Here is a 22,983-nt window from a genome sequence, read left to right as displayed (position 1 = left end):
GGAGGCATGATTGTTCAAGGGTGTGCGGCCGATCCTCTACGGGGGGCGCGAGGTGTGGCCGTTGATCGAGGGCGGCAAGGGTGTCGCCGCTACCAACCATATGAGCTCCGGGGCCTGGGCGGCCGCCGGCGGCATCGGCACGGTATCGGCGGTCAACGCCGACAGCTACGATCCCGAAGGCAAGATCATTCCCCAGGTCTATCATGCGCTTACCCGGCGCGAACGGCATGAGGAGCTGATCGCCTACGCCATCGATGGCGCGGTGGAGCAGGTGAAGCGGGCGTTCGACATCGCCGGCGGCAAGGGCGCGATCAACATCAACGTGCTGTGGGAGATGGGTGGCGCGCAGCGCGTGCTCCACGGCGTGCTGGAACGCACCAAGGGCCTCGTCACCGGCGTCACTTGCGGCGCGGGCATGCCCTACAAGCTCTCCGAGATCGCGGCCTCTTACGGCGTCCATTACCTGCCGATCATCAGCTCGGCCCGCGCCTTCCGCGCTTTGTGGAAGCGGGCCTATTCCAAGGCGTCCGAATGGCTGGCGGCGGTGGTCTATGAGGATCCCTGGCTGGCGGGCGGGCATAACGGCCTGTCCAACGCCGAAGACCCGCTGAAGCCGCAGGACCCCTATCCGCGCGTCAAGGAATTGCGCGCCACCATGCGCGAGGGCGGCATCCCCGATAGCGTGCCGATCGTGATGGCCGGCGGCGTCTGGTATCTGCGCGACTGGAACGAGTGGATCGACAATCCGGAGCTGGGGCAGATCGCCTTTCAGTTCGGCACGCGGCCGCTGCTGACGCAGGAAAGTCCGATCCCGCAGGCGTGGAAGGACCGGCTGACGACGCTGGAGGAGGGCGACGTGCTGCTCCACCGCTTCTCGCCCACCGGATTCTATTCCTCGGCCGTGCGCAATCCCTTCCTCCGCAACCTGGAAGGCCGGTCCGAACGGCAGATCGCCTTTTCGGGCGAAGCGGCCGGCGACCACCAGTTCCAGCTCGACGTGGGCGTGAAGGGCAAGAATTTCTGGGTGACGCGCGGCGATCTGATGCGCGCGCGCGAATGGTTCGGCCTCGGCTACACCACCGCGCTCAAGACGCCGGATAACACGCTCGTCTTCGTGACGCCCGAGGAAACCAAGGAAATCCGCAAGGATCAGGCCGATTGCATGGGCTGCCTCAGCCAGTGCGGCTTCTCGTCCTGGGCGGATACGGAGGGCAATTCCACCGGCCGCCTCGCCGATCCGCGCAGCTTCTGCATCCAGAAGACGCTGCAGGATATCGTCCATGGCGGCGATGTGGAGAACAACCTGATGTTCGCGGGCCACGCGGCCTATCAGTTCAAGAAGGACCCCTTCTATTCCAATGGCTTCGTGCCGACGGTGAAGCAGCTCGTCGATCGTATCCTGACGGGCGACTGATCGGGCGATGAAGCGGGCGCTGGTGATCCGGCATGTGCCGGTGGAAGGTGTCGCCGGTTTTCGCGCGCCGATCGAGGCGGCCGGCTTCATCGTCGATCGCATCGACGTGACCGATCCGGCCTTCCCGGAAACGGACATGGTGGCGCCCGACCTCGTCGTGATGATGGGCGGGCCGATGGGCGTCTACGAGACGGATCGGCACCCGTGGATCGCCTGCCAGATCCGCCGCCTGGGCGAGCGGCTGGCGGCGGACCGCCCCACGCTGGGCGTGTGCCTGGGCGCGCAGATGATGGCGGCGGCGCTGGGCGCCCGCGTCTATCCGGGCGGGCGGCAGGAGGTGGGCTTCGCGCCCGTTTCCCTCAACGGAAAGGGCGCGGATTCGCCGCTGCGCCATCTGGAAGGGCTGCCGATGCTGCACTGGCACGGCGACACCTTCGATCTGCCGGGCGGCACCGAATTGCTGGCCTCCACCGATCATTACGCCCATCAGGCGTTCCGCCGGGGCGCCAATATCCTCGCCCTCCAGTTCCATGCGGAAATGGGCGAGGACCCGCGCTTCGAAAACTGGCTGGAGAAATGGCCCGATGCCATCGCGGCCGCCGGCGGCACCGCCGACGAGCTGCGCGCCGACCACGATGCGCACGGCCCCAATGCCGTCGCCGCCGGCCGCCGCATGATCGCCGAATGGCTGGAAGGGCTGCGGCTGTAGGGCGCTGCCCCGCTTCATGTTTTCGGGCGCCGCTTCCTGTTCCCAACCCACGTCATTCCCGCGAAGGCGGGAATCCATCATGTCGGATGTCGTCGGCTCCATCGGGCCGCTCGCTTCCGCGGATTGGCTGCGGCGGCCTTCGCGGGAATGACGGTCGTTGGGTGCGCCCTCAGAATTGCGGCGCGATCTCCACTTCCAGCCCGTCCAGCTCCGGCTTCAGGATGATCTGGCAGGACAGCCGCGAGGAGGGGCGGACCTCGACGATCGAGCCCATGCCCTCCAGCATGTCCGCCTCGTCCTCGCTGGGCTTGGGCAGCGTGGTTTCGGAAGCGATATAGACGTGGCACGACCCGCAGGAACACATGCCCCCGCAGGTGCCGTCCACGCCCAGCCCGGCGTCGCGCAGCATCTCCATGAGGGCGGAGCCTTCCTGCCCGTCGATCTGCTGGCGGTCGCCGTCGCGGGTGGTGACGTTGATGGTGATCATCACACGATCTCGAACAATCCGGCTGCGCCCATGCCACCGGCGATGCACATCGAAACGATAGCATATTTCACGCCGCGGCGCTTGCCTTCGATAAGCGCGTGTCCCACCAGGCGCGATCCCGTCATGCCGAAGGGGTGGCCGATGGCGATGCCGCCGCCGTTCACGTTCAGGATATCGGGATCGATGCCCAGCTTCTGCTGGCAATAGATCGCCTGGCTGGCGAAGGCCTCGTTGATTTCCCACAGGCCGATGTCGGAAACCTTGAGGCCGGCGCGGTCGAGCAGCTTGGGGATGGCGAAGACCGGGCCGATGCCCATTTCCTCCGGCGCGCAGCCGGCGACCTGGAAACCGCGATAGATGCCCAGGATCGGCAGGCCTTCCTTCTCCGCGATCGCGCGATCGACGACGATCTGGGCGGAGGCGCCGTCCGAAAGCTGGCTGGCATTGCCGGCGGTGATGTGGCGGCCTTCCTGGATGATCTCGCCATTCTTGAAGACGGGCTTCAGGTTGGCGAGCGCTTCCACCGTGGTATCGCCGCGAATGCCCTCGTCGCGGTCGAGCGTGACCTCCTGCTTGCCGGTCTCGTTGCCTTCCTTGTCGAACAGCGCCTTCTGGACGGTGATCGGCACGATCTCGTCGGCGAAGCGGCCCGCGGCCGTCGCCGCACCGGCGCGCTGCTGGCTGCGGGCGGAAAATTCGTCCTGCGCCTCGCGGCTGATGCCGTAGCGGTCGGCGACGATCTCGGCCGTCTCGATCATCGCCATATAGGCGTGCGGCTCGGCGGCGATCACCGCCTGGCTGCGGTTGCGATAGGTCATCGCATGCTTGTTGAGGGTGAGCGAGATCGATTCCATGCCGGCGGCGACCGCCGCGTCGATATCGCCCGCGATGATCGATCGCGCCGCCAGCGCCACCGCCGTCAGCCCCGATCCGCATTTCCGATCCAGCGCGAAGCCGGCGACGCTCCGGCCCAGGCCGGCGGTGGCCGCCGTCAACCGGCCCAGATTGTAGCTCTGCGTTCCGCTCTGCGTGCCCACGCCCATGAAGATGTCGTCGATGCGCTTGGGGTCCAGCCCCGAACGATCAAGGGCCGCCTTCACCACATGGCCGGAAAGGACGGGCGCCTCCGTGTCGTTGAAGGCGCCGCGATAGGCTTTGCCCACGCCGGTGCGGGCGGTGGATACGATGACGGCTTCACGCATGATCGATTACATTCCCTGCATGTTGTTCGGGCCGAAATAGGCGCGCATCTCCACGACCTTGCCGTCCTCATTGAAGCGGAAAGTATCGATCACGTCGATCCGTGCCGTATCCTTGAAGGCCAGCGACACGGAAAAGGCGAAGGCGGCATAGTCGCCGGCGGTGCGCACGGGGCCTTCCAGCTTCAGCTTCGCGCCGGTCTTCATCGATTCGGTGTAGAAGGCCAGGATCGCGTCATGGCCGACATGCGCGCCGGTGCCGACGGGGTCCTCGACGGACGCGCCCGGCGCGAACAATGCGGCGACGGCGGCGGGATCGCCCTTGGCGAACGCATCGATATAGGCCTGGACGACGGCAACCTTCTGTTCGTGGCTGGGCATCTCTCTCACTCCGGGAAATAGCGGCCGATAGTGTCGACGACGCAGGCCGGCTTGTCACCGCCGTCGATCTCTATGGTGATGCGCACGACCAGCTGGATCGCGCCCTTGATCTCCTCGACATGCACGATCTCGCCCACGCCCCGGATGCGCGATCCTTCGGGCACGGGGGCGAGGAAGCGCGTCTTGTCGGTGCCCACGTTCACCGCATGGGCGAAACCCTGCACCTCGATAAGCTGGGGCAGGAAGAAGTTGGCGAGGCTGAGCGTGAGGTAGCCGTGGGCGATGGTGCGCCCGAACGGCCCGGTCCTGGCGCGCTCGACATCGACATGGATCCACTGGTGATCGCCCGTCACCTCGGCAAAGCCGTCGATGCGCTTCTGGTCGATCGTCAGCCAGTCGGTGGGGCCGAGCTTCGTGCCCTCCTGGCCGATCAGGTCCTGGGGCCTGGCATAGACCTTCGCCGTCATCGTCAGGCCCTCTGGCTGGAAACGCTGACGACCTCGCCGGTCATGTAGCTGGCGAGATCGGAGGCGAGGAACAGCATGACGTTGGAGATTTCCCACACCTCGGCGGCGCGGCCGAAGGCTTCCCGCTCGGTCAGCTTGGCCAGCAGCTCGTCAGTCGTTACCTTGGCGAGGAAGGCGTGCATCGCGATCGAGGGCGATACGGCGTTGATCCGCACGCCATGTTCGGCGGCTTCCACGGCGGAGCAGCGGGTGAAGGCCATCACGCCGGCCTTGGCGGCGGCGTAATGGGCCTGGCCCTTCTGCGCGCGCCAGCCGAGCACCGAGGCGTTGTTCACCACCGCGCCGGTCTTGCGTTCATACATGTGGGGCAGGAAGGCGCGGCTCATGCGGAACACGCTGGTCAGCGTCACGTCCAGCACGCGGTTCCACTGGTCGTCGGTCATGTCGACCACGTCGACCTCGCCGCCCAGCCCGGCATTGTTGATGAGCACGTCGACATGGCCGAGCTCAGCCACCGCCGCATCGCGCAGCGCCTGCACCTGCTCCTCTTTCGTCACGTCGCAGATCTGGGTGAAGGGGCGGGTGCCCACTTCCGCGGCGATCCGATCGGCGGCTTCGTTGAGGCGGCGCTCGTGGAAGTCGCTGATGAGGACGGTGGCCCCTTCCTCGGCCGCGCGCTTGGCGGTGGCGAAGCCGATGCCGGTGCCGGCGGCGGCGGTGACGACCACCGTCTTGCCCTTCAGCAGGCCGAGCGGGGTGGGGTAGGCGGGAATGCTGGTCATGCGGCTTGTTCCGTATCGATGATGGCGCGGGCGATAAGCTCGCGATGATGCGCGGGCGAATCCAGCAGCGTGGCCGTTCCGCGCGCGCGCTTGAAGAAGAGGTGGGCGTGATGTTCCCAGGTGAAGCCGATCCCGCCGTGAAGCTGGATGCCGTCCGCCGCGATGCGGAGATAGGCGTCCGAGCAGTAGGAGCGGGCGGCGGCCGAGAGCGTCTCCATGTCGCCTGCGTCGCGGGCGATGGCGTCGGCGGCCATGGCGGCGGCGGACCGGGCCGCTTCCAGCCATAGCTTCATGTCGGCCATGCGGTGCTTCATCGCCTGGAAGGAACCGATCACCCGGCCGAACTGCACACGCTGCTTGGAATATTCGACCGTCTCGTCGAGCGTGCGCTGCATGCCGCCCACCTGTTCGGAGGCAAGGATGCCCGATGCGATGGCGAGGGTGCGGCGAAGCGCCGGGCCCGCGGCGCCCACGGCGCCCAGGATCGCTTCCGCGCCGATCGTGACGTCGAGATCGACATGGGCGAGCGGACGGGTGAGATCGAGCGAGGTGAGCGCCTCGCGCTCGAGGCCGGCGGCGGGAAGCGCGATCAGGCTGATGCCGTCCCAGCCGGCGGAGCCGGGCTCACGCGCGGCGACGATCAGCAGATCGGCATCCGCGCCGAAAGGCACGAAATGCGCGCGGCCGCTGAGGCGATAGCCGCCGCCGTCCTTTTCCAGCACCGGGCCGATGCCTTCGGGGATCGGCCCGCCGGCCGCATCGCGCATCGCCAGCGTGGCGATGGTCTCGCCGCGGGCGATGGGGCCGAGCAAGGCCGCCTGCTGCGCCTCGCCGCCGGCTTCCGCGATCGCGGTCGCGGCCAGCACGGCGGTTTCGAACCAGGGGATGGGCGCCAGCGTGCGGCCAAGCTCCTCGGCGATCAGCGCCAGCTCCACCGGGCCCAGCCCCGCGCCGCCATGGGCTTCCGCCACGCCGATCCCGGCAAAGCCCAGTTCCCCGGCGAAGCTGTCCCACAGGGCGCGATCCCAGCCGGCGCCGTCCACGGCCTTGCGCAGCGCATCGAAATCCGCGCGGTCGCGCAGGAAATCCCGCGCGCTGTCGCGGATGAAGATCTGGTCGTCGGTCAGGCCGGCGGACATGGATCAGGCGGTCCCGTAGACGGGCTTGGCGGGCTCGCGCGTCGCCACCAGCTTCTCGACGATCGGGGCAAGCTCGCTCGCCTCGAAGCGGGCGCCCTTGTCGTAGGCGGGGCTGTCCGTCCAGCCCTGCGACAGGAAGATGCGGCCGCCCTTCAGCTCGAACACCTGGCCCGTCACCTTGCGGGATTGCTCGCTGACCAGATAGGCGACCAGCGGCGCCATATTCTCCGGCGCGAACACGTCGAACTCGCCTTCCGCCACGCTCATGTCGAAGGCGGTGGCCGTCATGCGGGTGCGGGCGTTGGGCGCCAGCGCGTTGGCGGTGATGCCGTAACGGGCAAGCTCGGCCGCCTGCACCAGCGTCAGCGTGGCGATGCCGGCCTTGGCGGCCGAATAGGCGCTCTGGCCGATCGAACCCTGCAGGCCCGCGCCGGAGGTGGTGTTGATGATCCGCGCGTCGATCGGGTTGCCCGCCTTCTGCTGCGCGCGCCAGTAATCGACCGCGTGGCGGCTGGTGCAGAAATGGCCGCGAAGGTGGACGCGGGTGACGGCGTCCCATTCCTCGGGCGTGCAGGAAACGAACATGCGATCGCGCACGAAGCCGGCATTGTTCACCACCGCATCCAGCCGGCCGAAGGTGGAGACCGCAAGGTCCACCATACGCTTGCCGGCATCCCAATCGGCGACGTCGCCGGTATCGGCCACCGCCTCGCCGCCCATGGCGCGGATCTCATCGACGACCTGTTCGGCGGCGCCCTTGGTGAGGCCGTCCTCGCCATGCGTGCCGACGCCCAGGTCGTTCACCACCACCTTGGCGCCTTCGGCCGCCAGGCCCAGCGCATAGGCCTTGCCGAGGCCGTTGCCGGCCCCCGTCACGATCGCCACGCGCCCTTCGCAGATGCCCACGTCTTTCCTCCGTATCTATATCATTTGGATCGCGCGAAGCGGACCGCCCTGGCGCCGCCCGCCGGGCGCCCGCGCCCCGGCTCCATCGCGGCCAGCGGTTCGCATTCGACGAGGCCGGCCAGCGATCGGCGGGCAAGGCGGACATATTCGCCATCCTCCCCCATCCGCCAGAAAACCTTGTCCTCCGGGATTTCCTTCACGACCCTGGCGGGGTTTCCCGCGATCAGGCTGCGCGCCGGTGCCCGCATGTCCGATTTGACGAGGCTCAAGGCCCCGATCAGGCTGTCCTCGCCGATTTCCGCATCGTCCAGCACAACGCTGTTCATGCCGACCAGCACGTTGCGGCCCAGCCGGCAGCCATGGAGCACCGATCCATGGCCCACCGTGCAGCCGAACCCCACCACGCAATCGCTTTCGGACGAAGTGTGGAGGGTGCAATTGTCCTGGATGCTGGCATTGCCTTCGACGACCACGCGGCCGAAATCGCCGCGCAGCGACGCGCCGGGGCCGATATAGCAGCCGGGGCCGATCACGACGTCGCCGATCAGCACCGCCGTCGGGTGCAGAAAGGTCGCCGGATCGACCACGGGCACGAGGCCCTCGAAGGCATAGACCGGCATCAGAGCCTTTCGATGATCGTCACGTTGGCGAGGCCGCCGCCTTCGCACATCGTCTGCAGGCCGTAACGGCCGCCGGTGCGCTCCAGTTCGTAGAGCAGCGTCGTCATCAGCTTGGCGCCCGTCGCGCCGAGCGGGTGGCCGAGCGCGATGGCGCCGCCATTGACGTTGACCTTCGACAGGTCGGCGTCCAGTTCCTTCGCCCAGGCGAGGACGACGCTGGCGAAAGCCTCGTTGATCTCGACCAGGTCGATGTCGGAAAGCTTGAGGCCGGTCTTTTCCAGCGCATGGCGCGTGGCCGGGATCGGCGCGGTCAGCATGAAGATCGGGCTGTCGCCACGCACCGTCAGATGATGGATGCGCGCGCGCGGCTTCAGCCCGTGGGCCTTCACCGCCTGCTCGCTGGCGACCAGCACGGCCGATGCGCCGTCCGAAATCTGGCTGGAGACGCCGGCGGTGATGAGGCCGCCCTCGCGCACGGTCTTGAGGCCCGCCAGGCCTTCCAGCGTGGTGCCGCGACGGACCGTCTCGTCCATGCGGAAATCGCCGACGGGCACGATCTGGCTGTCGAAGCGGCCTTCGTCGATGGCGCGTTCCGCCCGCGCATTGCTTTCGACCGCGAAGGCTTCCATGTCCTGCCGGCTGATGCCCCAGGTGGCGGCGATCTTCTCGGCGGCGTAGATCTGGTTCACTTCCTCGTCGCCGTAGCGCGCCTTCCACGCCGGCGAGGTGGAGAAGGGCGTTTCGAAGCCCAGCGCCTGCCCGGCATACATGGCGGACGAGATCGGGATGGCGTTCATGTTCTGCACGCCGCCGGCGATCACCAGGTCCTGCGTGCCGCTCATCACGCCCTGCGCGGCGAAGTGGATCGCCTGCTGGGAGGAACCGCACTGGCGATCGATGGTGACGCCGGGAATGGCCTCGCTATAGCCGGCCGCCAGCCAGGCGCTGCGGCCGATATTGCCGGCCTGCGGGCCGACGGCGTCCACGCAGCCCCACACCACGTCGTCCACCGCGTTGGGATCGATGCCGGTGCGATCGACGATCGCCTTGATCGGGATGGCTCCCAGATCGGCCGGATGCCAGCCGGCAAGGCTGCCCTTCTTCTTGCCGGTCGGCGTGCGGATGGCATCGACAATATAGGCTTCAGGCATGGATCATCTCGCTTGCGAAGGTGCGATCGGGGCCAAGGTCGATGCCGCCGCCGATCACGGCGTCATCGATACGTTTCAAGTGGAAGGCGCGGTCGCCCCAGGCGCCGGCCAGCGCCCAGGCGCGCTTCATCCAGAAATGGAGGTCGACCTCATAGGTATAACCCATGGCGCCGTGGATCTGGATCGCGGTTTCGGCCGCGAAGATCGCGGCGTCGGTGGCGGCCAGCTTGGCGTGGCTGATATGGACGGAGCCGCGGGCATGGCCGTTCTGGAGCGCATAGGCCGCCCGCCACAGCACCGGCTTGGCGAACTCCACCTTCACCGCCACCGATGCGGCGTGGTGCTTCACCGCCTGGAACGATCCGATCGGCTGGCCGAACTGCTCGCGCTGCTTGGCATAATCGACCGCCAGCGCCAGCATGCGATCGGCCGCGCCGACCAACTGGGCGGCCGCCATCAGCGCTGCAAGGTCGAGCAGCAGCGGATCGCCGCCGCCCAGATCGCCGCGCGCGGAAAGCCGGCGCAGCGGATCGACCGAATCCAGGGCGACGGGCGAGGCGGCGACATCGGCCAGCTTGCCGTGCGAGATCACCGCGCCCGCCTGATCGAGATCGGCGACCCATGGGTTCACGTCATGGGCGAGCGCCACCTTGAGCGCGCCGCCGGCGATATCCCCCAGCCGATCGGTCTGCCCTTTGGCCGCGAGCCATGGCGCCGCGACGAAGGCGGTATCGACGATCGGCTCGCTGACATTGGCGCGGCCCAGCTCGACCGCGATCAGGGTCGCCTCGATCAGACCCATGCCCAGCCCGCCCTGGTCCTCGGGCACGAGCAGGCCGGCGAGGCCCATTTCGACGAGGCCGTTCCACACGCCGTCGTCGCGGTTGCCATGTTCGTCCAGCTTGCGCAGCAGTTCCGGCGTGTGCGTGCCTTCCAGATATTCGCGCACGCTGTCGCGCAGCGTGATCTGGTCTTCGGTGAAGCGAAAATCCATGGCGCTTACCTCGGCAGGCCGAGCAGCCGCTCGGCGATGATGTTGCGCTGGATCTCGTTCGATCCCGCATAGATCGGGCCGGAGAGCGAGAAGATATAGCCTTCCAGCCACTCGTTCATCGCGCCGTCCGCGAAGGTGCGCAGCTCCGCCGCCGCGCCGAGCAGGCTCATCGCCGTGCGGTGCATCGACCGGTCGAGTTCCGACCAGAAGATCTTGTTGAGGCTGGCCTCCGCGCCGATATGACCGCCCGCCTGGATGGTGGAGGCGACCATATAGGTGTTGAGCGCATAGGCTTCCGCATCGGTCCAGGCCTGCGCCACCGCCTCGCGCGCGGCGGGGGCGGCATGGGCCTCGTGCTGCCGATAAAGCTCCACGAGCCGCTTCGCCGTCGCCTGGAAGCGGGCGGGGGAGCGCAGCATCAGCCCGCGTTCGAAGCCCGCCGTCGCCATCGCGACGTTCCAGCCCTCGCCCTCGCCGGCGATGCGGTTTTCCACCGGCACGCGCACTTCGTCGAAGAAGATTTCGGCAAAGCCCGTCTCGCCATGAAGCTGGCGGATCGGCCGCACGGTGACGCCGGGCGAGTCGAGCGGCAGCAGGATGAAGCTCAGCCCCTTGTGGCGCTTGCTGTCCTGATCGGTGCGGAACAGGCCGAAGCACCAGTCGGCGAAGGCCGCGCGGCTGGACCAGGTCTTCTGGCCGCTGATGACATAATGGTCGCCGTCGCGCACGGCGCGGCTGCGGATCGCCGCCATGTCCGATCCGGCGTTCGGCTCGGACCAGGCCTGCGCCCACATGATCTCGCCCTTGGCCATGGGGGTGAGGAAGCGGGCCTTCTGCTCGTCCGTGCCATATTCCATGATCGTCGGGCCGAGCAGGAAGATGCCGTTCTGGTTGGCGCGCAGCGGGGCCTTGGCGCGATAATATTCCTCCTCGAAGATCAGCCAGCGGATCAGGTCGAGGTTGCGGCCGCCATAGGCTTCGGGCCACGTCACCATGCCCCAGTTGCCGGACGCCAGCGTGCGCTCCCACTCGACATGCTGGTCATAGCCTTCGCGGCCTTCCAGCGTCTTGAGCGGGGTCTTGGGAACATGGGCTTCCATCCACGCGCGGACCTCGGCGCGGAAGGCTTGCTGTTCGGGGGTGTAATTGAGATCCATCAATTCAAATCCGTTCGTGTCGAGCGAAGTCGAGACACGTTTGCGATCCGCCTGCGGCACGTCCCTCGACTTCGCTCGGGACGAACGGGGAAAGAAAGTCAGCGGGCATCAGAACTTCGCCGCCTGGCCCTTCTCATGGACGAAGGCGTCGCGCGATTTCTGGCTGTCCTCGTGCATGTACATTTCCAGCGTGAAGCCCTGTTCCCAGCGATAGCCCTGGTCGACGTCACGCGGCTCGATGCCGTTCAGCGCCTCCTTGGCGGTGGTCAGCGCCTTGCGGCTCTTGGAGGCGATGATCGCGCAGAATTCGCGGGCCTTGGCATGCAGCTCCTCGACCGGCACGACCATCTCGACCGCGCCCAGCCGATAGGCTTCGGCGGCCGGGATGCGCCCGCCGGTGAAGAAGGCGGCGCGCACCTTCTGGATCGGGAACATGCGCTGGAGGTGGCTGGCGCCGCCCATCGCGCCGCGATCGACCTCGGGCAGGGAGAAATAGGCGTTCTCGGCGGCGATCACCACGTCGGACGCGCCGCAGATGCCGATGCCGGTGCCGATCACGAAACCCTGCACCGCGCTCACCACGGGCACCGGGCAGGTGTGGATCGCCTTGAACGTGCGGTAATTGCCCCGGTTGAGGTTCACGATCCGCTCCGGGTTCGCCTGCATCTCCTTGATGTCGGCGCCGCCGTTGAAGCCCTTGCCCACGGCGCGGATCAGGATGCAGCGCACGTCCTCGCGCTGGCCCACCTCGGCGATGATGTCCGCCAGCTCGTTCACGGTCGCGCTGTCGAGCGCATTCACCGGCGGGTGATCGACGATCACCTCGCCGATATTGTCCTCGACATGGATACGGATGGGCATTGGCTATTCTCTCCTCAGGCCGCCGCGGTCGATGCGGGGGCGGCGCCGGTCAGCGCGGCGATGCGGGCGCGGGCCTCGCTTTCGATCGATGCGATCAGCTCGGCGCAGGTCGGCAGCTTGTCGATGCGGCCGCCGACCACGCCGGTGGCGAGCAGGCCGTTCTCGATATCGCCTTCCACCACCGCCTTCTGGATCAGCGTGGGCGCGGCGGCGGCGAGCATCGCCTGCATGAAGCTCAAGCCGCCATGGCTGGTCATGCCCTTGGCCGCCGCGATCATCTCGCCCCAGCTCGCGCCGGTGCGCTTCTTCATTTCGAGCCCGCCTTCCATCGCGCGCAGCCACATGCCGATCGTGCCCGAACGCTCGATCTTGTCGAACAGGGGCGTGCGGACCATGCGCTGGGGCAGGCCATCGATCTTCTTCGATACGATGATGTCGTCCGTGCCGGCCTTCAGATAGACGTCCTTGGCCTTCTGCGGCAGCGGGCTTTCCTGCGTCATCAGGAAGCGCGTGCCCATGGCGATGCCGACCGCGCCGAAGGCCAGCGCCGCCGCCAGCCCGCGCCCGTCCGCGAAGCCGCCGGCGGCGATCACCGGCACCTTCACCGTGTCCAGCACCTGCGGCAGCAGGATGGTGGTGGGGACGGAGCCGGTATGGCCGCCGCCTTCGCCGCCCTGCACCGTCACCATGTCGACGCCGAGTTCGACCATCTTCTGCGCATGCTTCACCGCCCCCACGGTGGGCACGCAGAGGATGCCGGCATCCTTGAAGCGCTGGATCATCTTCCGGTCCGGCCCGCGCCCGAAGCTGACGGCGCGCACCCGATCCTTGTTGGCGATGACGAGATCGACGATCTCCGCCGCGCCCGGCTGGAACATGTGGAAATTGACGCCGAAGGGCGCGGTCGTCGCCTCGCGGACCAGCTTGATCTTCTCGGCCGCTTCCCTGGGCGTCATCACCGCGACGCCGAGGAAGCCGAACGCGCCGGCGTTGGTGGAGGCGATCACGAGCGGCGGCTCGGCCACCCAGCCCATCGCCGTCTGGATCACGGGCACGCGGCAGCCGAGCCGCTCGGCCAGGACCGTGGCGAGGGGATCGTAAGCCATCAGCGCTTCACGATCACCGAGGAACCGTGGCCGAACAGGCCCTGGTTCGCGGTGATTCCCACCTTGGCGCCTTCCACCTGCCGGTCCCCGGCCTGGCCGCGCAGCTGCCACGTCAGTTCGCACACCTGCGCGATCGCCTGCGCCGGCACGGCTTCCCCGAAGCAGGCGAGGCCGCCCGAGGGGTTCACCGGAATGCGCCCGCCGATCCGCGTCGCGCCCGAACGGGTGAGGGCGGCCGCCTCGCCACGGGCGCACAGGCCGCAATCCTCGATCCAGTCCAGCTCCAGCGCGGTCGAAAGGTCGTAGACCTCGGCGACGGACACGTCCTCCGGGCCGATGCCGGCCTGCTCATAGGCCTTGGCCGGCAGCGCCGAACGGAAGCTCAAAGGCGCACCCGCCACCGCGCTGTCGGTGGCGAGATCGGGCATCTCGACCAGCGCAGAGGGGAAGCTCGGCGTCACGGTCGAGATGGCGGCGATGCGCACGGCATCGGCCTTGCCGATCCTGCGGGCATAATCGAGGCTGCACACGATCAGCGCGGCGCCGCCGTCGGAGGTGGCGCACACGTCCATCAGCCGCAGCGGATCGGCCACCATCGCGGATGCCGCGACATCCTCCGCCGTGAACTTCTTGCGATAGCGCGCATTGGGATTGGTGAAGCCATGCTCGGCATTCTTCACCTTCACGGCCGCGAAATCGTCCTGCGTGTCGCCGTAGATTTCCATGCGGCGGCGGGCATAGAGCGCGAAATAGGTAGGGTTGGTGATGCCCACCCGGAAACGCACCCAATCGGGATCGTCGGGGCGCTCGCCCTTGGCCGGGGCGAGGAAGCCCTTGGGCGTGGTGTCCGCGCCGACGACCAGCGCCACTTCGCAATCGCCTGACAATATCTTGGTGCGCGCGGCGGCCAGCGCCTGCGAGCCGGAGGCGCAGGCGGCGTAGGAGGTGTTCACCTCCGCCCCCTGCCAGCCGAGCGCCTGCGCGATGGTGGCGCCGGCGACATAGCCCGGATAGCCGTTGCGCACGGTGCCGCCGCCGGAAATGAAGCGCACGTCGCGCCAGTGGATGCCGGCATCCTTGATGGCGGCCTGCGCCGCCGCCACGCCATATTCGGCGAAGTTGCGGCCCCATTTGCCCCAGGGGTGCATGCCGACGCCGATGATCGCGATCTCGCCGCTCATTGGCCGGCTCCTTCGACGGGCTTCCATTTCCAGGTGAGCTTGCCCTCGGGCAGGTTCGCATCGGCTATGGTGCCCAACACCAGCTCCATCTCGATGCCGGCCTTCAGGTCCTCGACGCCGACGCCGTCGACCACCTGACCCAGCACGACCATCTTCTCGCGATCCAGCTCCACCGCGGCGATGGCATAGGGCACGAACGGATCGGCCGCGATATAGGGCTCCGGCGGCTTGTAGCAGGCATTGGTGAAGGACCAGAGCCTGCCCCGGCGCGACAGTTCCACCGTCTCGAACTGCGAGCTTTCGCAGTCCGGGTTGCGGCAGAAGGTTTCCAGCTTGGGGAAATAATAGGTGCCGCAGGCGGCGCAGCGCGTGCCGATCAGGTGCGGGGCCGCACCATCCAGCGTGAACCAGCCGTCGAGAACGGGAACCGTCGCTTCCGTCATCAGTCGCGCCTTCCGGGGGGATTGTCCTTCAGCATCTTGGACCGCACGTCGTTCGGATCGAGCCGCGCGATTTCCGCGAGCACCGCCGCCGACGGGCCTTCCGTCTCCGGGATCGCGCCTTCGGGGCGGACGATGTCGAAGCCGGTATTGTCCTGCACCTCATCGAAGGTGACGCCGGGGTGCAGCGAAACGATGCGGATCGCGTGGTCCGGCCCGCCGAAGTCCATCACGCACAGATTGGTGATGATGACGCGCAGGTCGAGGCCGGGCGGATAGCGGCCGTTCATCTGGCGGGCCGGATTGTAGCCGGCCATGCAGACATAGTCGACCTCGCCGCCCATCAGCGCCCGCTTGTTGTGCACGGGGAAGAAGAAGCTGTTGGCGTGGCTGATCGAGTTGCCGGGGAAGCCGCGCGCGCCGAGCAGCGCCGCCTTGGGCTTCGCATGATCGCCGATCACGCTGATATTGGCCTGGCCGAACCGGTCCATCTGCACCGGGGCGACCATCGCGTGGCGCTTGCCGCTCCAGAGGTTGTTGAAGGTGCGGTCGTAAGGCGCCCAGCCTTCGATCACATAATCCTTGCCGTTGCGCGGGCCGGGCGGGATCGGCGCGTCGGCGAACCAGTTTTCGCCGTCCGAGACGATCAGGCGCGGGTTGAGCGTGGTCTTGGCCAGGCTGGCGCCCAGGCGCGGCAGGGGCGTGATGCCGGAAGCGAGGATCTCGCCGTCATTGGCCCAGGCCTTGGAGGCGGTGTGGATGATGAGTTCCGCGAGCGTGTAGGTCATGGTCCCGCCTCCCTCAATAAACCGGACGGGGCGAAGCGAGCACGGCATCCGCGCCGCCGACCGCCGCCAGATAGGCATCGGCATCGACCGCAACGAACTGCTGGCGATAGGCCTCCCATGCCTCCGGCGTCTCCGCCGAGGCGACGTAGGTCTTCAGATGCTTCATATCGATCTCATAGTCGGGCTGGGCGCTCGTCGGATGGGCGCCGAACGGGGCCTCCGCCACGCCGGTCAGCACCGAACGTTCGAACAGGTTGAACCGCGCGTTGGCGCGCATGTCGAGCTCGGCTGTGGAGACGATCTTCTCCGCCGTCGCGTAGACCTCGTCGGCGGCGCGGGCGAGCAGCTCGTCGAAGAAGGGGTCCGGCGAAAGCACCAGCACATTGCCCTTCTCGTCCGAACGATGGACGTGGATCAGCGCGATATCGAGCTTCAGCGGCGGCACCGCCACCAGCTCCTCGCCATCCTCGAACGGGCTCTTCACCGTGGCGAAGCCCGGCTGCTCGATGATCGAGGTGCCGATGCCGACGCGGGTGGGCAGGAAGGGCAGCTTCATCGCCGCGCAGCGCAGCATCCAGTGCGCCATGCCCTCGTCCAGCTCCAGCACCGGCAGGCCGGCCTGGCGGGCATTCTTGAAATGCGGCTCGATCGGGATCTGGTCCATCGATGCGAAGGCGAACACCAGCTTCTTGAGCTTGCCCGAAGCGGCCAGGATGCCGATCTCGGGGCCGCCATAGGGCGCCACCAGCGTCAGGTCCTTCAGGTCCGACCGCGCGATCGCGCGGGCCAGCGCCATGGGCTTGCGGCGGGTGGCCCAGCCGCCCATGCCGATCGTCATGCCGTCCTTGATCCGGCCGACGATGTCGTCGACCGTCATACGCTTGTCGAAACTCAGATCACTCACTGGCCGAAATCCCATACATGACCCCACAGATCCTCCTTGATGGTGAAGGTGGGGGTGAAATTGCTCCAGTCGGGGCGGATGCCGCCGCAGCCATATTCGATGTCGAACCCGCCCGGCGTGCGCATGTAGAAGCTCACCATCTTGTCGTTGGTGTGCTTGCCCAGCGTCGAGGAGATGTGCGTGCCGGCGGCGAGCGCGCGATCGAGCGCGATGCCCACCTCGTCCAGCGTCGCCACCTCGACCATCGTGTGCACCAGCCCCGAAGGATTGGGGAACTGGGCCAGGCCGATCACATGGTGGCGCGGGCTGCCGGCATGGAGGAAATGCATGCCGATGCCGGGATCGTCCGGGCCGCCCTGCAGATAGACGCGCATCTCGTCCGAATTGGCGAAGCCGAGCAGGTCGACATAGAAAGCGCGGGTCTCGTCGATGTTCGGCGCCGGCAGAACGGCATGGCCGAAGCCCATGTCGTTGTCGCCGTCCAGCGTGATGAATCCGTCGACCGCCTGGGGCGAGATGAAGGGCGTGCCGGAAACGATGTGTCCCCAGCCGATCTCCAATGGATTGCCCGCCGGATCGACGCAGCGGAACAGGTCGTGGAAGCCGCGCGCCTTGGCTTCGGCTGCGCTCGCCACCTCGACGGCGACGCCCGCATTCTTGAGCGAAGACAGGGACTTGTCCCAATCCGCGCGCGATGCGCATTCCAGCCCGGTGGCGATCAGCTTGTCCGCCTCGCCCGCTTCGATGCGGAAGCGGAAGCTGCGGTGATCCATGCGGTAGTGGAGCACGTTCTCCTGGCCCGAATCCCCCCGCATCAGCCCGACGACCGATTCGGCGTAACTCGTCCAGGCAGCGAGATCGCGGGCGCCTATGACCAGATAGGCGAGCGAATGTACCGACATGCCCCCATCACTCCTCTCTCGTCGCCGCGCTGCGGGCGACGTTCATGCCATCGGCTCTATCGGCCGTTATCGGGCATTTCAAGCGTTAGTCGTTGTCGAAAGCGCGATATGATTGCGCATATGGTCATCTCAAATGCGGAATTGGCGCCTTGTGCGGAGTGATGATGGCCATTTGCGCGGCATTCGGCATTGACTGTTGACAGCTTGATCCATTCAAGGTGAATGTGATTCACGTTGGCGGCAAGAGGATTCCGTCAGCGCTCGCCGCGGGACATGCGCGGTGGCAGGATCCGCCTACCGCGAAAACGCGGGGGCATCAGGAGGAGAGGTTATGGCCGGCGTTCTCGACGGACTGAAAGTGCTCGATCTTTCCTGGGGCGTGGCGGGGCCGATGACGGCCATGCTGCTCGCCGACCATGGCGCCGAGGTCACCCGGATCGAACGCCCCCAGGGCGATCCCTTCGGCCAGCTCCTCGGCTACAAGGTATGGAATCGCGGCAAGCGCAGCGCCGTCTTCGACCTGAAGGACGTGGACGATCACGCGCTGTTCCTGAAGCTGGCGGCCAATGCCGACGTGCTGATCGAAAGCTTCGCGCCCGGCGTCACGAAGCGGCTGGGCATCGATCACGAGGCGCTCGCCGCCATCAATCCCCGGCTGATCTACTGCTCGATCACCGCTTATGGCGAAGGCACGCCCGATCAGGACCGCAAGGGCTATGACGCGCTGGTCGCCGCCCGCGTCGGCCTGCAATATGAACAGCGCGGCCATCCCGAAGGCGCCGTCTGGCACATGACGGGCCGGGAAAACCCCTTCATCGACGCGGCCGAGATCGATCCCGAATGGCTGCAGGGCGCCAATCGCGAAGGCCCGCTGTTCGTGGCATCGCCCTGGCCGTCGCTGGGCGCCTTCTTCTCCGCCTCCACCGGCATCGCCGCCGCCCTGTTCGCGCGTACCCGCACCGGGCGCGGCCAGAAGGTCAGCACCTCGCTGCAGCAGGGTGCTATGGCCTGCGCCTCGGGCGTGTGGCAGCGCATGGAGGAGCCGGACGCCCCCGGCTTCAACACCTGGATCCTCAGCTCCAAGTCGCCCAAGGGGCATTTCCGGTGCAAGGACGGGCGCTGGGTGCATAATTGGGTGCCCAACCCGCGCTTCATCCTGAGCGCATCGGCCGGCGAAACGCTGAACGCCACGCCCGATCTCACCGTGCAGAACGATCCCGACCGCTTCGGCATCGGGCCGGAGGAATTGCTGGTGATGGCGCATTATCAGCCGCTGCTGCAGGATGCGATCGCCAAGTTCAGCGCGGCCGAATGGGTAGAGGCCGCCCGCATCGCCGAAATGACGATGCAGGAATGCCGCCCGCTCGAGGAATCGCTCACCGATCCGCTGCTGATCGACGATCGCTGCGTCACCACCGTGAACGATCCCGATCTCGGGCCGATCAACCAGGTCGGCATCACCTATCGCCTGTCGAACAGCCAGGGCGAGGTGAAGGGGCCGGCCCATGCCCGCGGCGCGGACACCAGGGCGGTCAAGGACGAGGCGGCCGCGCTGCCCGATCCGGTTCGCCAGCCGGTCGATACCACGCCGGGCGATCCGCCGCTCAAGGGCATACGCGTGCTCGATCTCGGCCTAGCCATCGCCGGGCCGTTCGGCTGCCAGCTCCTTGCCGATCTCGGCGCGGAGGTCATCAAGATCAATGCCTTGTGGGATACCTACTGGCATCGCAACCACATCGCCTACATGGCCAATCGCGGCAAAAGCTCGATCGCGCTGATGCTGAAGCATCCGAAGGCGATGGCGATCCTCAAGGATCTGATCGCCAGCGCGGACGTGGTGCAGCACAATATGCGCTACGACGCCGCCCAGCGGCTGGGCCTCGATTATGAGACGCTGTCGAAGGAATTTCCGCGCCTCATCTATTGCCACACGCGCGGGTTCGAGAAGGGGCCGCGCATGGGCCTTCCCGGCAACGACCAGACCGGCGCCTGCCTGTCCGGCATCCAGCATGAGGACGGGGCCGTCGCCGCCGGCGGCCGCCCGATCTGGAGCCTCACCTCGCTGGGCGATACCGGCAACGGCTTCCTCTCCGCGATCGGCATCCTCAATGCGCTGATGGAGCGGGAGAAGACCGGCCGGGGCCAGTTCGTCGACACCTCGATCGTCAACGCCTGCCTGCTCAACACCAGCTATGCGGTGGCGAAGCCCGACGGCGCGGCGGTTCCCCGCCTGCGGCTCGACAAGGACCAGACCGGCTATTCGGCGCATTACCGCCTCTATCAGGCGGCGGACGGCTGGGTGCAGGTGGCGGCGATCACGGATGCGGAAAAGCAGGCGTTCGATGGTCTCGCCGGCAGCGATCCGGTTGCCTTCTTCGCGGGCAGGCCGGTGGCCGATGCGCTGGCCGCGCTGGCGGCCGCCGGCGTGCCCGCCGAGCTTTCGGACGACACGGCATCGTTGCGCCTGTTCGACGATCCGGTGCTGCGCCAGCGCAAATGGACGACCGACTATCACGATCCGGCCGTCGGCAAGCTGGAGCAGATCGGCCTGACCTACGAGCTTTCGGGCACGCCGGGCGTGATCCAGGGGCCGCCGCTTATCGTCGGCCGCGATACGGCCAAGATCCTCGAAACGCTCGGCTATGACGATGCCGGGATCGATGCGCTGGCGGCCGAGGGCGCGATCGCCTGCGATCCGCCCCGCGCCACCCAGCAGCAGATGCGGAGCCCTTGGCAATGAATGCGGAGCCCCTGGCGATGAGCGGCGATACCAATCCCAATCCCCACCGTCCTGATCCGATCATGACGGTGGACGGCGCGCCTTTCTGGCGGGCCGCCAACGAAGGGCGCTTCGTCGCGCAGAAATGCGGCGGCTGCGGCCGGCTGTGGCACCCGCCGCGCGCGATCTGCCCCGATTGCCTCAGCAAGGACCGGCAGGAGCAGGAGCTTTCCGGCCGCGGCACGGTGGTGAGTTGGGTGATGCCCGTCCACCCGGCGGCGTTCGGCTTCAACGAGCCGCCTATCGTGGCGCTGGTGGAGGTGGAGGAGGGGCTCCGCTTCGTCACCAATGTCGAAGGCGTGCCGGCGGACCAGATGCGGATCGGCATGAAGGTGGAGGTCGGCTTCGCCACCACCAGCGGCGGCAATCGCATCCCCGTCTTCCATCCCGCGAAGGAGGCCTGATGATGGTCGATCGCAATGCCCAGGCCGCGATCGTCGGCATCGGCCAGACGGAATTTTCCCGTAATTCGGGCCGTTCGGAACAGCAGCTGATGGCGGAGGCGGTGCTTGCCGCGCTCGACGATGCCGGCCTTTCGCCCAAGGATGTGGACGGCTGCCTGACCTTCGATCTCGACAATTCGGACGAGGTCGATCTGATGCGCAACCTCGGCGTGGAGGAGATCAAATATACGCTCCGCACGCCGCAGGGCGGGGCATCCTCCGTCACCACGCTGGTCCATGCCAAGAAGGCGGTGGAATCGGGTTTCTGCGACGTGATGGTCGTGTGGCGCGCGATGAACGAGCGTTCGGCCTATCGGTTCGGCCAGCCCAACCTCAACATCCAGCCCAGCGGCCGCAGCAGCACCTTCATCGAATGGTGCTTCCCTTATGGCGCGCAGACGCCGGCGGTGTGGGAAGCGCTGTCGTGCGCGCCCTATATGAACCGCTACGGCGTCACGTCCGAGGATCTCGGCCGCATCGCGGTGCTGTTGCGCAGCAATGCCGCGACCAACCCGATCGCCTGGTTCCACGGCAAGCCGATCACGCTGGAGGATCACCAGAATTCCAAGTGGATCGTGGCGCCCTGGCTCCACCTGCTCGATTGCTGCCAGGAATCGGATGGCGGCGTGGCGCTGGTGATCGCGCGGGCCGATCGCGCGCGGGATACCAAGAACAAGCCGGCGCGCATCCTGGGCGCGGAATATGCCTTCCTCAAGAATCACGAGATCATATCGGATTATTATGAGGGCGACCTGACCGAGCTTGCCGTGTCGCAGCGGGTGACGGAGCGGCTGACCAGGGCCGCCGGCATCGCGCCGCGCGAAACCAACGTCGCGATGATCTACGACAACTTCACGCCGCAGATCCTGCGCCAGACCGAGGGCTTCGGCTTTTGCGGGCGGGGCGAGGCCAAGGATTATATCCGCGACGGCCATATGAACCTCGACGGCCGCACGCCGCTCAGCCCCAATGGCGGGCTGATGGGCGAGGCCTATATCCACGGCATGAACAACATCACCGAAGGCGTCCGCCAGCTGCGCGGCACGGCCGCCAACCAGGTGAAGAATGTGGAGACGGTGTTCTGCGCCTCCGGCGTCGCGGGCGCGATCCTGGGGCTATGACGGCGGTGGCCGCCTCCCGCGCCGCGTCGCGCCACGCCGTGCATGTGCTCAGGGTGAACGTGGGGGAGATCGCGCCGGGCGCGGGGGCGATCGAGCTGGCGCTCGACCTCCATGTCCCCTCCTGGCTGGCGGATCGGCCGCTGCTCTTCTGGTGCGTGCCGGGCGGCGGGGTCGCGCGCGGCTATTATAATCTCCACGATCCGCAAAATCCAGATGACGAGGCGTTCAGCCTCGCCGCCGCCCTGGTCGCGGCCGGGCATGTCGTCGTGGCGATCGATCCCGTGGGCGTGGGGGACAGCACCCGGCCGGAGGATGGCTATGCGCTGACCACCGAGGCGGTGGCGCAGGGGAATATCCGCGCGCTGGCCGATATCCGCGGCCGGCTGGCGGAAGGCGGGCTGGGCGGCCTGCCGCCGCTGCCCGGCCTGCCGGTGATCGGCACCGGCCATTCGGCGGGCGCGATGATTAGCGCGGTGCATCAGGTGGCGTCCCCCGATTTCACGGCGATGCTGCTCTTCTGCTTCGGCACCACGGGGCTGCCCGAATATCTGGATGACGATCTGCGCGCCGCCCTGGAAACGCCCGATGGCGGCCGTTCCCGGGTGGTCGAATTCGCCAGGGTCCGCTTCGGTGCGCAGCCCTATCTGCCGGCCCTCCGGCATGAGAAGGATACGCCCGCCGGCCGCGCGCTGCGCGAGGTGATGAACAATGTGCTCGCCAATATCGGCATGCACGCGATGATGCCCGGCAATGTCCGCGAGGAGCTGGGCGCGATCGGCGTGCCGGTATTCCTTTCGGTGGGCGAACGGGACATGACCGGCCCGCCGCACCTGCTACCGGCGGATTATGCCCGCTGCCCCGATTTCACGCTGCATGTGGTGCCGACATCCGGCCATCACGTGTTCGTGGCGCCGGAGACGGACCGCCTGTATCGCCGCATCCTCAACTGGGTGGACGGGGTGGTCCCGTCCTGACGCCTTGGCGGGCGACGGAGAAGGCGCAAATCCGGGCTGGCTCCGGCGCACGGGCGGCGGCATGATCCGTTGGTGACG

The 22,983-nt window shown here is 67.3% G+C and carries 24 protein-coding genes; 6 read left to right on the top strand and 18 right to left on the bottom strand.

Features of this window, described 5'->3' with window-relative positions:
• Positions 1-10: 10 nt before the first annotated feature.
• Together G432_RS04910 and G432_RS04905 are read left to right on the top strand one after the other, a co-directional pair.
• The gene (locus tag G432_RS04910) at positions 11-1,414 is read left to right on the top strand and encodes an NAD(P)H-dependent flavin oxidoreductase (protein ID WP_015457716.1); all 1,404 of its coding nucleotides are present in this window, start codon (positions 11-13) and stop codon (positions 1,412-1,414) included.
• 7 nt (positions 1,415-1,421) lie between these two features.
• Positions 1,422-2,123: a glutamine amidotransferase gene (locus G432_RS04905; RefSeq protein ID WP_015457715.1), complete on the top strand. Its 702-nt coding sequence runs from the start codon at positions 1,422-1,424 to the stop codon at positions 2,121-2,123.
• Positions 2,124-2,292: 169 nt separating this feature from the next.
• On the opposite strand, the gene G432_RS04900 is transcribed toward G432_RS04905, so the two are convergent.
• From G432_RS04900 to G432_RS04815, 18 genes are all read right to left on the bottom strand, one after another.
• Positions 2,293-2,610, bottom strand: coding sequence for a 2Fe-2S iron-sulfur cluster-binding protein (locus tag G432_RS04900; protein WP_015457714.1), 318 nt, complete (start codon positions 2,608-2,610; stop codon positions 2,293-2,295).
• On the bottom strand, positions 2,610-3,812 hold the full coding sequence (locus tag G432_RS04895; RefSeq protein ID WP_015457713.1) for an acetyl-CoA C-acyltransferase: 1,203 nt from the start codon (positions 3,810-3,812) through the stop codon (positions 2,610-2,612). The genes G432_RS04900 and G432_RS04895 overlap by 1 nt, the downstream gene beginning before the upstream one ends.
• Before the next feature lie 6 nt (positions 3,813-3,818).
• The gene (locus tag G432_RS04890) at positions 3,819-4,190 is read right to left on the bottom strand and encodes a nuclear transport factor 2 family protein (RefSeq protein ID WP_015457712.1); all 372 of its coding nucleotides are present in this window, start codon (positions 4,188-4,190) and stop codon (positions 3,819-3,821) included.
• A 5-nt stretch (positions 4,191-4,195) separates the two neighbouring features.
• Positions 4,196-4,657 carry a MaoC family dehydratase gene (locus G432_RS04885; RefSeq protein WP_015457711.1) on the bottom strand — a complete coding sequence of 154 codons (462 nt, stop codon included), beginning with the start codon at positions 4,655-4,657 and terminating at the stop codon, positions 4,196-4,198.
• A gap of 2 nt (positions 4,658-4,659) precedes the next feature.
• Positions 4,660-5,439, bottom strand: coding sequence for an SDR family oxidoreductase (locus tag G432_RS04880; protein ID WP_015457710.1), 780 nt, complete (start codon positions 5,437-5,439; stop codon positions 4,660-4,662).
• Positions 5,436-6,578, bottom strand: coding sequence for an acyl-CoA dehydrogenase family protein (locus G432_RS04875; protein WP_015457709.1), 1,143 nt, complete (start codon positions 6,576-6,578; stop codon positions 5,436-5,438). Before G432_RS04875 ends, G432_RS04880 begins: the two co-directional genes overlap by 4 nt.
• A gap of 3 nt (positions 6,579-6,581) precedes the next feature.
• A complete protein-coding gene (locus G432_RS04870) occupies positions 6,582-7,484 on the bottom strand; it encodes an SDR family oxidoreductase (RefSeq protein ID WP_015457708.1) in 903 nt (300 codons plus the stop codon).
• 20 nt (positions 7,485-7,504) lie between these two features.
• Positions 7,505-8,104 (bottom strand): gamma carbonic anhydrase family protein, encoded by a 600-nt coding sequence (locus G432_RS04865; RefSeq protein ID WP_015457707.1) that lies wholly within the window; start codon positions 8,102-8,104, stop codon positions 7,505-7,507.
• Positions 8,104-9,255 carry an acetyl-CoA C-acetyltransferase gene (locus G432_RS04860; RefSeq protein WP_015457706.1) on the bottom strand — a complete coding sequence of 384 codons (1,152 nt, stop codon included), beginning with the start codon at positions 9,253-9,255 and terminating at the stop codon, positions 8,104-8,106. The genes G432_RS04865 and G432_RS04860 overlap by 1 nt, the downstream gene beginning before the upstream one ends.
• Positions 9,248-10,249 carry an acyl-CoA dehydrogenase family protein gene (locus G432_RS04855; protein ID WP_015457705.1) on the bottom strand — a complete coding sequence of 334 codons (1,002 nt, stop codon included), beginning with the start codon at positions 10,247-10,249 and terminating at the stop codon, positions 9,248-9,250. Before G432_RS04855 ends, G432_RS04860 begins: the two co-directional genes overlap by 8 nt.
• Positions 10,250-10,254: 5 nt before the next feature.
• Complete coding sequence (locus G432_RS04850) at positions 10,255-11,406, bottom strand: acyl-CoA dehydrogenase family protein (RefSeq protein WP_015457704.1); 1,152 nt, start codon at positions 11,404-11,406, stop codon at positions 10,255-10,257.
• 108 nt (positions 11,407-11,514) lie between these two features.
• Positions 11,515-12,267: an enoyl-CoA hydratase family protein gene (locus tag G432_RS04845; RefSeq protein ID WP_015457703.1), complete on the bottom strand. Its 753-nt coding sequence runs from the start codon at positions 12,265-12,267 to the stop codon at positions 11,515-11,517.
• A gap of 14 nt (positions 12,268-12,281) precedes the next feature.
• Positions 12,282-13,373, bottom strand: coding sequence for an NAD(P)H-dependent flavin oxidoreductase (locus tag G432_RS04840; RefSeq protein WP_015457702.1), 1,092 nt, complete (start codon positions 13,371-13,373; stop codon positions 12,282-12,284).
• The gene (locus G432_RS04835) at positions 13,373-14,554 is read right to left on the bottom strand and encodes a lipid-transfer protein (RefSeq protein WP_015457701.1); all 1,182 of its coding nucleotides are present in this window, start codon (positions 14,552-14,554) and stop codon (positions 13,373-13,375) included. The genes G432_RS04840 and G432_RS04835 overlap by 1 nt, the downstream gene beginning before the upstream one ends.
• A complete protein-coding gene (locus tag G432_RS04830; RefSeq protein WP_015457700.1) occupies positions 14,551-14,997 on the bottom strand; it encodes a Zn-ribbon domain-containing OB-fold protein in 447 nt (148 codons plus the stop codon). Before G432_RS04830 ends, G432_RS04835 begins: the two co-directional genes overlap by 4 nt.
• Entirely contained in the window at positions 14,997-15,782 is a 786-nt protein-coding gene (locus tag G432_RS04825) for a CoA-transferase subunit beta (RefSeq protein ID WP_015457699.1), read from the bottom strand. Before G432_RS04825 ends, G432_RS04830 begins: the two co-directional genes overlap by 1 nt.
• 13 nt (positions 15,783-15,795) lie before the next feature.
• Positions 15,796-16,686 carry a CoA transferase subunit A gene (locus G432_RS04820; protein ID WP_015457698.1) on the bottom strand — a complete coding sequence of 297 codons (891 nt, stop codon included), beginning with the start codon at positions 16,684-16,686 and terminating at the stop codon, positions 15,796-15,798.
• Positions 16,683-17,588 carry a VOC family protein gene (locus G432_RS04815; protein ID WP_015457697.1) on the bottom strand — a complete coding sequence of 302 codons (906 nt, stop codon included), beginning with the start codon at positions 17,586-17,588 and terminating at the stop codon, positions 16,683-16,685. The genes G432_RS04820 and G432_RS04815 overlap by 4 nt, the downstream gene beginning before the upstream one ends.
• 331 nt (positions 17,589-17,919) lie before the next feature.
• Here G432_RS04815 and G432_RS04810 point away from each other — a divergent pair, with 331 nt between their 5' ends.
• Genes G432_RS04810 through G432_RS04795 form a run of 4 tightly spaced genes read left to right on the top strand, consistent with a single transcriptional unit; the run spans position 17,920 to position 22,905 of the window.
• Complete coding sequence (locus tag G432_RS04810; RefSeq protein WP_015457696.1) at positions 17,920-20,328, top strand: CaiB/BaiF CoA transferase family protein; 2,409 nt, start codon at positions 17,920-17,922, stop codon at positions 20,326-20,328.
• Positions 20,325-20,771 carry a Zn-ribbon domain-containing OB-fold protein gene (locus tag G432_RS04805; RefSeq protein ID WP_015457695.1) on the top strand — a complete coding sequence of 149 codons (447 nt, stop codon included), beginning with the start codon at positions 20,325-20,327 and terminating at the stop codon, positions 20,769-20,771. The genes G432_RS04810 and G432_RS04805 overlap by 4 nt, the downstream gene beginning before the upstream one ends.
• Positions 20,771-21,931, top strand: a complete 1,161-nt coding sequence (locus G432_RS04800) for a thiolase C-terminal domain-containing protein (protein ID WP_015457694.1) — start codon at positions 20,771-20,773, stop codon at positions 21,929-21,931. Before G432_RS04805 ends, G432_RS04800 begins: the two co-directional genes overlap by 1 nt.
• On the top strand, positions 21,928-22,905 hold the full coding sequence (locus tag G432_RS04795; RefSeq protein WP_015457693.1) for an alpha/beta fold hydrolase: 978 nt from the start codon (positions 21,928-21,930) through the stop codon (positions 22,903-22,905). The genes G432_RS04800 and G432_RS04795 overlap by 4 nt, the downstream gene beginning before the upstream one ends.
• Positions 22,906-22,983: the final 78 nt, after the last annotated feature.

It is taken from the genome of Sphingomonas sp. MM-1, assembly GCF_000347675.2.
Lineage (GTDB): Bacteria > Pseudomonadota > Alphaproteobacteria > Sphingomonadales > Sphingomonadaceae > Sphingomonas_E > Sphingomonas_E fennica.
Note: the sequence above shows the minus strand (reverse complement) of the source record. Positions and strands in the feature narration are given on the sequence as shown.

What these genes read in the sequence shown, in the direction of transcription:
- G432_RS04905 (WP_015457715.1), top strand. Translation starts at nt 1,422, where the DNA reads ATGAAGCGGGCGCTGGTGATCCGGCATGTGCCGGTGGAAGGTGTCGCC.
- G432_RS04900 (WP_015457714.1), bottom strand. Translation starts at nt 2,610, where the DNA reads ATGATCACCATCAACGTCACCACCCGCGACGGCGACCGCCAGCAGATC.
- G432_RS04895 (WP_015457713.1), bottom strand. Translation starts at nt 3,812, where the DNA reads ATGCGTGAAGCCGTCATCGTATCCACCGCCCGCACCGGCGTGGGCAAA.
- G432_RS04890 (WP_015457712.1), bottom strand. Translation starts at nt 4,190, where the DNA reads ATGCCCAGCCACGAACAGAAGGTTGCCGTCGTCCAGGCCTATATCGAT.
- G432_RS04885 (WP_015457711.1), bottom strand. Translation starts at nt 4,657, where the DNA reads ATGACGGCGAAGGTCTATGCCAGGCCCCAGGACCTGATCGGCCAGGAG.
- G432_RS04880 (WP_015457710.1), bottom strand. Translation starts at nt 5,439, where the DNA reads ATGACCAGCATTCCCGCCTACCCCACCCCGCTCGGCCTGCTGAAGGGC.
- G432_RS04875 (WP_015457709.1), bottom strand. Translation starts at nt 6,578, where the DNA reads ATGTCCGCCGGCCTGACCGACGACCAGATCTTCATCCGCGACAGCGCG.
- G432_RS04865 (WP_015457707.1), bottom strand. Translation starts at nt 8,104, where the DNA reads ATGCCGGTCTATGCCTTCGAGGGCCTCGTGCCCGTGGTCGATCCGGCG.
- G432_RS04860 (WP_015457706.1), bottom strand. Translation starts at nt 9,255, where the DNA reads ATGCCTGAAGCCTATATTGTCGATGCCATCCGCACGCCGACCGGCAAG.
- G432_RS04855 (WP_015457705.1), bottom strand. Translation starts at nt 10,249, where the DNA reads ATGGATTTTCGCTTCACCGAAGACCAGATCACGCTGCGCGACAGCGTG.
- G432_RS04850 (WP_015457704.1), bottom strand. Translation starts at nt 11,406, where the DNA reads ATGGATCTCAATTACACCCCCGAACAGCAAGCCTTCCGCGCCGAGGTC.
- G432_RS04845 (WP_015457703.1), bottom strand. Translation starts at nt 12,267, where the DNA reads ATGCCCATCCGTATCCATGTCGAGGACAATATCGGCGAGGTGATCGTC.
- G432_RS04840 (WP_015457702.1), bottom strand. Translation starts at nt 13,373, where the DNA reads ATGGCTTACGATCCCCTCGCCACGGTCCTGGCCGAGCGGCTCGGCTGC.
- G432_RS04835 (WP_015457701.1), bottom strand. Translation starts at nt 14,554, where the DNA reads ATGAGCGGCGAGATCGCGATCATCGGCGTCGGCATGCACCCCTGGGGC.
- G432_RS04830 (WP_015457700.1), bottom strand. Translation starts at nt 14,997, where the DNA reads ATGACGGAAGCGACGGTTCCCGTTCTCGACGGCTGGTTCACGCTGGAT.
- G432_RS04825 (WP_015457699.1), bottom strand. Translation starts at nt 15,782, where the DNA reads ATGACCTACACGCTCGCGGAACTCATCATCCACACCGCCTCCAAGGCC.
- G432_RS04815 (WP_015457697.1), bottom strand. Translation starts at nt 17,588, where the DNA reads ATGTCGGTACATTCGCTCGCCTATCTGGTCATAGGCGCCCGCGATCTC.
- G432_RS04810 (WP_015457696.1), top strand. Translation starts at nt 17,920, where the DNA reads ATGGCCGGCGTTCTCGACGGACTGAAAGTGCTCGATCTTTCCTGGGGC.
- G432_RS04805 (WP_015457695.1), top strand. Translation starts at nt 20,325, where the DNA reads ATGAATGCGGAGCCCCTGGCGATGAGCGGCGATACCAATCCCAATCCC.
- G432_RS04800 (WP_015457694.1), top strand. Translation starts at nt 20,771, where the DNA reads ATGATGGTCGATCGCAATGCCCAGGCCGCGATCGTCGGCATCGGCCAG.
- G432_RS04795 (WP_015457693.1), top strand. Translation starts at nt 21,928, where the DNA reads ATGACGGCGGTGGCCGCCTCCCGCGCCGCGTCGCGCCACGCCGTGCAT.